At 39.9% G+C, this 8,804-nt stretch carries 6 protein-coding genes, 22 tRNA genes and 1 rRNA gene; all 29 read right to left on the bottom strand.

Going from position 1 to position 8,804, the window contains the following annotated elements; genetic code table 11:
* Positions 1-810: 810 nt before the first annotated feature.
* Positions 811-1,599: a DUF6612 family protein gene (locus BKP35_RS05810; protein WP_071312455.1), complete on the bottom strand. Its 789-nt coding sequence runs from the start codon at positions 1,597-1,599 to the stop codon at positions 811-813.
* 136 nt (positions 1,600-1,735) lie between these two features.
* Complete coding sequence (locus tag BKP35_RS05805; protein ID WP_071312454.1) at positions 1,736-2,290, bottom strand: hypothetical protein; 555 nt, start codon at positions 2,288-2,290, stop codon at positions 1,736-1,738.
* Entirely contained in the window at positions 2,283-3,194 is a 912-nt protein-coding gene (locus BKP35_RS05800; RefSeq protein ID WP_071312453.1) for a hypothetical protein, read from the bottom strand. Before BKP35_RS05800 ends, BKP35_RS05805 begins: the two co-directional genes overlap by 8 nt.
* Positions 3,195-3,217: 23 nt before the next feature.
* The gene (locus BKP35_RS05795) at positions 3,218-4,453 is read right to left on the bottom strand and encodes a serpin family protein (RefSeq protein ID WP_169819148.1); all 1,236 of its coding nucleotides are present in this window, start codon (positions 4,451-4,453) and stop codon (positions 3,218-3,220) included.
* Between the two features lie 63 nt (positions 4,454-4,516).
* Complete coding sequence (locus tag BKP35_RS05790; RefSeq protein ID WP_071312451.1) at positions 4,517-5,446, bottom strand: AEC family transporter; 930 nt, start codon at positions 5,444-5,446, stop codon at positions 4,517-4,519.
* 319 nt (positions 5,447-5,765) lie between these two features.
* Positions 5,766-6,158, bottom strand: coding sequence for a C40 family peptidase (locus BKP35_RS05785; RefSeq protein ID WP_071312450.1), 393 nt, complete (start codon positions 6,156-6,158; stop codon positions 5,766-5,768).
* Positions 6,159-6,315: 157 nt separating this feature from the next.
* Positions 6,316-6,396 (bottom strand) — tRNA-Leu (locus BKP35_RS05780).
* Between the two features lie 31 nt (positions 6,397-6,427).
* A tRNA-Lys gene (locus BKP35_RS05775) sits at positions 6,428-6,503 on the bottom strand.
* A 40-nt stretch (positions 6,504-6,543) separates the two neighbouring features.
* Positions 6,544-6,616, bottom strand: a tRNA-Thr gene (locus BKP35_RS05770).
* Positions 6,617-6,689: 73 nt separating this feature from the next.
* A tRNA-Val gene (locus BKP35_RS05765) sits at positions 6,690-6,765 on the bottom strand.
* Between the two features lie 39 nt (positions 6,766-6,804).
* Positions 6,805-6,879: transfer RNA gene (locus BKP35_RS05760), tRNA-Glu, on the bottom strand.
* 17 nt (positions 6,880-6,896) lie between these two features.
* Positions 6,897-6,987, bottom strand: a tRNA-Ser gene (locus BKP35_RS05755).
* 3 nt (positions 6,988-6,990) lie between these two features.
* Positions 6,991-7,065, bottom strand: a tRNA-Asn gene (locus tag BKP35_RS05750).
* Between the two features lie 14 nt (positions 7,066-7,079).
* Positions 7,080-7,156: transfer RNA gene (locus BKP35_RS05745), tRNA-Ile, on the bottom strand.
* Between the two features lie 31 nt (positions 7,157-7,187).
* A tRNA-Gly gene (locus tag BKP35_RS05740) sits at positions 7,188-7,261 on the bottom strand.
* A gap of 15 nt (positions 7,262-7,276) precedes the next feature.
* Positions 7,277-7,353: transfer RNA gene (locus BKP35_RS05735), tRNA-Pro, on the bottom strand.
* 4 nt (positions 7,354-7,357) lie between these two features.
* Positions 7,358-7,434 (bottom strand) — tRNA-Arg (locus BKP35_RS05730).
* 123 nt (positions 7,435-7,557) lie between these two features.
* Positions 7,558-7,646, bottom strand: a tRNA-Leu gene (locus BKP35_RS05725).
* Between the two features lie 25 nt (positions 7,647-7,671).
* Positions 7,672-7,745: transfer RNA gene (locus BKP35_RS05720), tRNA-Cys, on the bottom strand.
* A gap of 42 nt (positions 7,746-7,787) precedes the next feature.
* Positions 7,788-7,862: transfer RNA gene (locus tag BKP35_RS05715), tRNA-Gly, on the bottom strand.
* 4 nt (positions 7,863-7,866) lie between these two features.
* Positions 7,867-7,941: transfer RNA gene (locus BKP35_RS05710), tRNA-Gln, on the bottom strand.
* Between the two features lie 23 nt (positions 7,942-7,964).
* Positions 7,965-8,040, bottom strand: a tRNA-His gene (locus tag BKP35_RS05705).
* Between the two features lie 15 nt (positions 8,041-8,055).
* Positions 8,056-8,129, bottom strand: a tRNA-Trp gene (locus tag BKP35_RS05700).
* 20 nt (positions 8,130-8,149) lie between these two features.
* Positions 8,150-8,234 (bottom strand) — tRNA-Tyr (locus BKP35_RS05695).
* 30 nt (positions 8,235-8,264) lie between these two features.
* A tRNA-Asp gene (locus BKP35_RS05690) sits at positions 8,265-8,340 on the bottom strand.
* An 8-nt stretch (positions 8,341-8,348) separates the two neighbouring features.
* Positions 8,349-8,441: transfer RNA gene (locus BKP35_RS05685), tRNA-Ser, on the bottom strand.
* A 54-nt stretch (positions 8,442-8,495) separates the two neighbouring features.
* Positions 8,496-8,572: transfer RNA gene (locus BKP35_RS05680), tRNA-Met, on the bottom strand.
* A gap of 26 nt (positions 8,573-8,598) precedes the next feature.
* A tRNA-Ala gene (locus BKP35_RS05675) sits at positions 8,599-8,674 on the bottom strand.
* A 9-nt stretch (positions 8,675-8,683) separates the two neighbouring features.
* A 5S ribosomal RNA gene (gene rrf, locus BKP35_RS05670) occupies positions 8,684-8,799 on the bottom strand.
* Positions 8,800-8,804: the final 5 nt, after the last annotated feature.

Below are 8,804 nucleotides of genomic sequence, written 5' to 3'. Positions count from 1 at the left end.
ACCTTTTGGGTGGTGTGACGCTTTGTTCGGGCACGCGAGAAGGTCTCGCGTTACCTTTTGGGTGATGTGACGCTTTGTTCGGGCACGCGAGAAGGTCTCGCGTTACCTTTTGGGTGATGTGACGCTTTGTTCGGGCACGCGAGAAGGTCTCGCGTTACCTTTTGGGTGATGTGACGCTTCGTTCGGGCACGCGAGAAGGTCTCGCGTTACCTTTTGGGTGATGTGACGCTTTGTCCGGGCACGCGAGAAGGTCTCGCGTTACCTTTTGGGTGATGTGACGCTTTGTCCGGGCACGCGAGATCTTCTTGCGTTCCCTTTTAGTTGATGTGAAACTCGGTTAGGTCACGCGAAAAATCCTTACGTACCCTTTATCTGTAACCGTCAAATCATCCACACCTTCTAAAGATAATCTGTTAATGCGAAAAAAACATTCGAATGATTACTCATCTGAGCTCAAAACCAGAGAAGAGTAATCGAAAGCTTAAAGTGAGCATTTTGCTCTCTCTTTTATATTGCAATCGCACACTCCCCCCTTAATACGAAGAAACACGATGTTGCACACTCCCCCCATAATACGAAGCAGCCCCATACTACGCACACTCTCCATGTTCGGCAACAAACCTTATTGCGCCTTTCCCCATACATACAACTCTTCAAAAACTCATCATACATAATAAGTACTACTAAATCACAGGAGGCACATTAAACAAAAAAAGGCGTGGGAGCCACTCCCCCCGCCTTTAAATATCTACAGTGATCACTATTTAAACATTAGATTCCTAAGTCTAGTTTTTCAGACGATTGACTATTCTATAACCCTTCTGGCAATACGATTTCCTCAATCTCGTTATATCCAGTAATCGTTGCATTCATCAACTGGACGGTACGAACCGTCTCCCCATCCATGCCCATTGTCATATCCATCGTCATGTTCAGCTTCGTTTGGTAAAGTGTTTCTTTATCGATAAAAATCTCGTACTCTACAAAATTTAAATCTAACTGAGAGAACATCTCTAACATTTCGTCAAAACCTTCCGTTCCGACCCCACCAAAAACCTGAGCAATTTCCATAAAGTCAGTGCCCTCACCAGCAAGCTTTAAAATGTATTCATTATTATTTTCCGTCATCTCGATATCATCGACAAAGTTACGTAGCATTGCTAATTGTTGGTCTGGACTTAGTTGCATCTCTGCAAGTCCACCTAATTCCTCGGCCATTTCCATCGGTAACTCCATCCACTCATCCATCATCGGTTCAAATACATAAATCGTGTCATCAACTAAATACATCTCTGTTTCAAAAGCACCCATCATCGGAATATCGCTTTCCATTGAAAGATTTTGATAAAACGCCATTGGATCTACCATCATATCTGCATCGATTGTCATGAACATCGTAATTTCTTCCTCACCATTCATGTTCATCGTTTGTTCACTTTCCATCTTCATGGAATAACTATTGAGTTCTTCCATGGCCTCAAGTGATTGTTTAAGTACATCTTCTGCTTCTGTTAAATTTGAAGCACTTTCACTATTACAAGCAGCTAAAACAAAAAGCATCGCAACTGCTGCAAGTAAAACTTTTAATTGTTTAATCATTTTGTCCTCCAATATTTTTGACATCGATTATACATACGTCTGTTACACCCTTAAGTTTCATATTTTTTCCATAATTACATAATTATTTTTAAAATTACTATCACAACATGGATAATTCACTCTTTTCACTCAACATTTACCCAAGCCTCTGTTTTCCTTCAGTTTTTTTCATAAAGACTATCAAAACGATTTCAATAATGACGATAGTAATGGCAAAAATTATATACAATAACTGAAAAGCATCCAAAGTAGTATTTAACGAAAAACTGCTCATAGCTAAATATAGTAGGTGGATAATCGCATAATAATTCCACCGCACCCGTGTAGCTTGTGCCCAACATTCGTCACCGCTCTCTTTAGCAAGTCGATACGTTGCCTCCATCACAAAATAAATTAAAAATAAGTGTAGAATGACAACGACGAGATGATAAACTAACGGGAAAACGGTAATAGTTCCATCAGTATAACTAAACTCCCAATAACCTATGAAGTCTGGTAGTGAGATAAAGACTAGTAAAAAAGCAAAAGGACGAGCTTTTTCAAACAAAGTTTCACTTGCACTTAGGTATCCTAGGCCACTCGCGATCATCGTATATCCGAGAAAGTCTGGTAAAATATCAAAAATTTCAATTCGAATATCTATTAAAATAAACAAAAGTCCCCAAAAAATTAACCGGTACCCCTTACTCATCACGTTCACCTACTTTCGTAGCAAGATTTTTAATCTCACTACTAGTGAAGTGCGGTTGATAATTCATGTAATTTCGAGCAACCAATTTCGAGCCTTCTTCCGTTTCAAATAATAGTCTTACATCAAATCGATAAAATTTGTTTTCATTTCGAGAATCTTCATCAAATCGAAAAGCACTATTTACTTTTATATGATCATTTTTTTTAACGGTAATCGGAAACGTCACTTCATTCATTTTAAGCCCACTTATTGTCCACATATTCCTTTGCATATAATCAAACTCTTCATCGTATTCTTTTGTTTGGATTTTTTCTTTAAAATCTCGTAACTCTTCATTTTCATAATCTAAAAATAGTTCTAGCTCATCACTTAGCTTATTTTCAAAAGCATATTCATAACCGACGAGCTCCATCTGCTCATTGATTTCAAAAGCAGAAAAACTCGTATGATCACTACTTCCCCCTGATGCTAAATGAGCAATTGTTTGTTCAGAGCCTATATCACTCGGAGGGCGAAGAATCATTTCTCCAATCGAATATTTCTTTAAGTCTTCGTTAAAAAATTGGACATCGATTTCCTTAATGGAAAGCGAGTCTGCTACATACTGGCCTTGAATTTCAACAACAGCTTTTTTAATTTGAAAATGAGGAAACTGTTGGTAAAAATGATCATAAATTACATACGCCCTGTCTACCCCAGGGATATCGATATGGCCAAGTTCGTGCTGTTTATTTGTCACATAATATAATTCAACCGTTGGATTTCGATCTTCGCGAAACTCGACATCATAATAATGACTTAAAAAAAATGGACCGTCGATTTGCTGCGTTTGATAATAAACCAAATTACCAACGTACAACAAAACGGCGATAACAATACAAGTTGTTAGTCTTTTAAAATTCATGTTTCCCCCTATGCATGCTCTTTCTATTCGAATTTAAGACTATCTTCAACCGTACCGATAAACATGACGGCTTCTGTTTTCGTATCATGAATAGCGTAAACAAAAGGTCGGTTCACTTCCATTTGAAAATCATACATTGGAGCTGACTCTTCACTAACTTCGACAGAGGTAGCAGCCGCCGCTTCTGTTCCTTTTTCACTCACTTCAATAAAAGATTTATGAAGGACTTCACTAATATAAAGGTTCGGTGGAATTTCGGCCATGTTACCAAAGTTGGCCATATTCTCATCAAAAGCAATTTCCATCCCTAACGTTTTTAGTACATCAACAAGACTTTTTTCGTACTCAAGCGTAAAGCGTGGCATTTCTAAATAACCTTGCTTAGCTTGAAAGCTACCTGCCCACTCTTGCCACTGGTCATCCGATAGTTGCTCTAAAAATGAAGGTACATCTTCATGCGGTAAATATACATCCATCACCATCTGTCCCTCACCATATGGAAGACGGATCGCTTGGAATAAGTCATTTTCAAAATACTCAAATTCCCCATCGTTTCTCATCATCGCAACGTCGTTTTCAGTTCCGTTTGCGTTATAAAATGGTTTTTCAATCGTACGATTTTCATCAAATGGCTCTGTCCAATCTCCTTGAAAATAAATCGCATTAATTAAAAATAACACCGTACGTGGATCGATTTGTTCATCAACAATATCTTCAATTTTGCCTCTCGTTTCATCTTTTACCCAATCGTTGATTATTTTTGAAGCGCTTGGATCTTGAAAATCTAATGATGTTACCATCGCATCGTAATACGTTTCGTTTGCAGTTATAAATTGTTCAAAAAAGCTTTTATCCTCCCTCGCCCACAATGAATTTGCGATCGATAGTTCTACAGAAGGATCTGAGTATTGAATAATATTCATTAACGCTTGAAATGATGCATTCATGTCTGCAACAGTTACATCTTGTTGCTGAAGTGCCTCTAACATCGCTTGTTTCGTCTCACCCTCAGCACCGTTTACCGTCATCGCTAAGGCAATTGAAATGCTTAGTGGTGAAATGAAAATATTTTCACCAGCGTCTTCTTCTTTTAATTGTTTCAATAATTGAAAACCGAATTGATTAGAATGATTAACAACGTTTTCGTCTACATCTTCGTTAGAAAAAACAAGTTTATTTTCTGATGCATTTTGACCACAGCCTGTAAAAAATAATAAAAGACTAAATAAACTAATTAGCGCAATATATTTTTTTTGCACAATGTAACCCCCTTTTTTTTATTAGACGTTACCGTTTCGAGAAAGTTTCGTTTATTTAGATCTTTAAAATAGAACATTCGCTAAATACACAGTTCCTGTCACCGTAAAAATACTTAATACCGTCGTCACTAATACAATTTGTGCAGCAAATTCAGGGTGATAATTATATTCAAGTGCTATCGCCGCACTATTTCTTGAAGTCGGAAAAGAACTAGCAATAAATAACGTTTGTGCAGTGATACCTTCAATGCCGAGTAACAAAATAAGGACAAAAGCAATGACCGGTGAAACAACTAAACGAGTGAACGAACTTACGATTATTGGCAGAATGTACGAGTTAATTTTTAAATAAGCGACTTGAGCACCTAGTGTCAGAAGCGCGATCGCTAAAAATCCGTCAGATGCTTGTTCTAGGGGAATCCAAATCATATCAGGGATCGTTATATTTAAAGATTTGATAATGAGCGCTAGCATTAAGGCGTGAAGAACGGGTGTTTTTAAAAAGCCAGTGAGCTGCTTTAAGATCCCTTTATTTTTTTCCCCTTTTTGTACATTAAAAATCCCGTATGTAAACGTCAGTAAATTTTGAAACGTCATAATAATAATTTGAATCGACATTGCAAACGGATCATTACGAAAGACGAGGGCATTAACTGGCAATCCATAGTTTCCTTGATTATTAAGAAGAACACTATTTTTAAAACTTGCAACGAGCTTTTTCTCAAAACGAAAAATTCTCGCAATTAAACTCGTTACGATGAGTAATGATGCAGCTTGTAATAGTAAAAAATAAAGAATACTAGATACTAAATCTATAGATATATCACTTTGATAAATCTTTACGAAAATAACTGCCGGAATTAAATAATAAAAGGTAATTTTTGATAATGAATTTAAATCTAGCTTAAACTTGCGGTGAAGCAATATTCCAGCAAAAATAAGGACAAAAACGGGAACAATAATATTTTGCAAAATTAAAAGCAAAACGGCCATAAAACCATCCTTTAACAACCAAAATTTTCTATATATATAGTATCACAACAAACATTAGAATTCTCTACATTATTCGCCATGAATTCTTACCCCTTCTTCGGTAGTATAACAAATAATTTCAGCTGTCCTTACGACTTCACCGATCGCAGATGACGGTGACTTACCTACTTCCTTAGCTTATAAATTTTAATATGAGTATATATGTACTCATAATGAAACTTTTAATCAGAGTTCTAAAGGTTAAAATCATATTGCAAACATAAGAAAAGAGACTACCCGAAAAAAAGTGTCAACCACTTTTAGGACAGCCCCTTCATAATTAAAAAATCCTCTTAGCTCCTACTAATCTTTTTTTCCAATAACCACTTAATTGAGTAATTTTCACTTTTTTTCCTTGTCGAAAAGTGTGTAATAATTTATTGTTTCCTAAATATATTGCTATGTGGCCAATCTTTTCAATACCTTTCCGTTTTGTTCTTTTTATTGTCGTAAAGAATAATAAATCACCCTTTTGAATATTGTTCAAGCCGACTTTTTTCCCAACTCTAAACTGCTGCCGGGAATTGCGTGGAAGAGTAATGCCATTAACATAAAATATATATTGGATAAATGAACTACAATCAAATACTGTGTTTTGAAAAGGTAACGCATTAAACAAATAAGGCTTACCTAAGTTATTTAAACCAGTTTGAATAACCCTATCAACCGTCACATCAGTATCCCCCTTAAAAGAGTTACTTCATTATATTAGATAACTATAAAAATGATTGGACAAGAAGAGGAGATAATCCGCACAAGTTCAATAATGTACTTTTATTCTCTAAATATAGAAAAAAGCTAGGATAGCTAATAGCTATCCTAGCTTAAAATGCGGGTGAAGGGACTCGAACCCCCACGTCAAAGACACTAGATCCTAAGTCTAGCGCGTCTGCCAATTCCGCCACACCCGCATATGAAAAGTTATTTTGCGATGCAAAATAATGGTGAGCCATGAAGGATTCGAACCTTCGACCCTCTGATTAAAAGTCAGATGCTCTACCAACTGAGCTAATGGCTCCTAAAAAAAGAAAAATTGTACCTTCGTACAATAGTAAGAGTGCCGGCCAGAGGACTTGAACCCCCAACCTACTGATTACAAGTCAGTTGCTCTACCAATTGAGCTAGGCCGGCAAAATGTTTCTTCGCCTTCATTAAGTTTCTTAGCTATAGCAAAAACTTAATGATATAGTTCAAAAGGAGTTTATGGTGGAGGATGACGGGTTCGAACCGCCGACCCCCTGCTTGTAAGGCAGGTGCTCTCCCAGCTGAGCTAATCCTCCGAAGTATTGATGATTTGATTCTATGAAAATAGTGTTTGTTGGTGACCCGTACGGGATTCGAACCCGTGTTACCGCCGTGAAAGGGCGGTGTCTTAACCACTTGACCAACGGGCCAGCTATTAGAAAGTTCCTGGCGGAGAAGGAGGGATTTGAACCCTCGCGCCGCTCGCGCGACCTACACCCTTAGCAGGGGCGCCCCTTCAGCCACTTGGGTACTTCTCCATATGGCTCCACAGGTAGGACTCGAACCTACGACCGATCGGTTAACAGCCGATTGCTCTACCACTGAGCTACTGTGGAATAAAATATAAAAATGGTGGGCCTAAGTGGACTCGAACCACCGACCTCACGCTTATCAGGCGTGCGCTCTAACCAGCTGAGCTATAGGCCCAGACAATACAACTTGTCTGCTTTTAAAAAATTGGAGCGGGTGATGAGAATCGAACTCACGACCAGAGCTTGGAAGGCTCTTGTTTTACCACTAAACTACACCCGCATTTGATTATAATGATGGTCGGGAAGACAGGATTTGAACCTGCGACCCCCTGGTCCCAAACCAGGTGCTCTACCAAGCTGAGCCACTTCCCGATCATGGCGCGCCCTGAGAGATTCGAACTCCCGACCTTTTGATTCGTAGTCAAACACTCTATCCAGCTGAGCTAAGGGCGCATTTATTGTAAAAATATACTTTTCGTACTTTGAAAACAATATATACTTATATATAAACTATGCTCCTGCGCCACAAGCTTGCTCTTTGCAAATCTGCAGTGAAGCATATTCATATAATTGATTTGGTACCGAGGGCCGGACCTGAACCGGCACGATAGTCACCTACCGCAGGATTTTAAGTCCTGTGTGTCTGCCAATTCCACCACCCCGGCATTACGAAAGACTTATATGAGCACTTGGAGGCGGCACCCGGATTCGAACCGGGGGTAAAGGTTTTGCAGACCCGTGCCTTACCACTTGGCTATGCCGCCAAGTTTTATGCTCAATATAAAATTTTAATTTTTAAAAATTAATGGAGCGGAAGACGAGATTCGAACTCGCGACCCCCACCTTGGCAAGGTGGTGTTCTACCACTGAACTACTCCCGCATAATGGCTGGGCTAGCAGGATTCGAACCTACGCATGACGGAGTCAAAGTCCGTTGCCTTACCGCTTGGCGATAGCCCAATAATCATATTTAAGTAAAGAAATGGGGCGACTGATGGGAATCGAACCCACGAATGCCGGAGCCACAATCCGGTGCGTTAACCACTTCGCCACAATCGCCACATAGTGATTTAATGGCAGGGGCAGTAGGAATCGAACCCACACTGGAGGTTTTGGAGACCTCTGTTCTACCGTTAAACTATGCCCCTAAAGGCAAACAAATATAAAGTGGTGGAGGGGGACGGATTCGAACCGCCGAACCCGGAGGGAGCGGATTTACAGTCCGCCGCGTTTAGCCACTTCGCTACCCCTCCACAATATCAAATTAGTTTTTAAAATAAAAATGGCGGACCCGACCGGGGTCGAACCGGCGATCTCCTGCGTGACAGGCAGGCATGTTAACCACTACACCACGGGTCCATATAATATGGCGGAGGAAGAGGGATTCGAACCCCCGCGCGGTTTAACCCGCCTGTCGGTTTTCAAGACCGATCCCTTCAGCCGGACTTGGGTATTCCTCCGTATCATATATGTTAAATTAAATTGGTAAGTTATTTTCGCTACGCGAAAAAACATGGTAGCGGCAGAGGGGATCGAACCCCCGACCTCACGGGTATGAACCGTACGCTCTAGCCAGCTGAGCTACGCCGCCATAATAAATTGCTATAGAAGATTAAATGGTGGAGCCTAGCGGGATCGAACCGCTGACCTCCTGCGTGCAAGGCAGGCGCTCTCCCAGCTGAGCTAAGGCCCCAGAAATAAAGTTTAGCAACGTCCTACTCTCACAAGGGGAAACCCCTAACTACCATCGGCGCTGAAGAGCTTAACGATCGTGTTCGGCATGGGAACGAGTGTGACCTCTTCGCTATCGCCACTAAACTTTA

It is taken from the genome of Anaerobacillus arseniciselenatis (assembly GCF_001865995.1).
GTDB classification, from domain to species: domain Bacteria; phylum Bacillota; class Bacilli; order Bacillales; family Anaerobacillaceae; genus Anaerobacillus; species Anaerobacillus arseniciselenatis.
This window is presented reverse-complemented; position numbering and strand designations above follow the sequence as displayed.

Excerpts from the sequence above, each read along its gene's own strand:
- BKP35_RS05810 (WP_071312455.1), bottom strand. The coding sequence starts at position 1,599 with ATGATTAAACAATTAAAAGTTTTACTTGCAGCAGTTGCGATGCTTTTT.
- BKP35_RS05805 (WP_071312454.1), bottom strand. The coding sequence starts at position 2,290 with ATGAGTAAGGGGTACCGGTTAATTTTTTGGGGACTTTTGTTTATTTTA.
- BKP35_RS05800 (WP_071312453.1), bottom strand. The coding sequence starts at position 3,194 with ATGAATTTTAAAAGACTAACAACTTGTATTGTTATCGCCGTTTTGTTG.
- BKP35_RS05790 (WP_071312451.1), bottom strand. The coding sequence starts at position 5,446 with ATGGCCGTTTTGCTTTTAATTTTGCAAAATATTATTGTTCCCGTTTTT.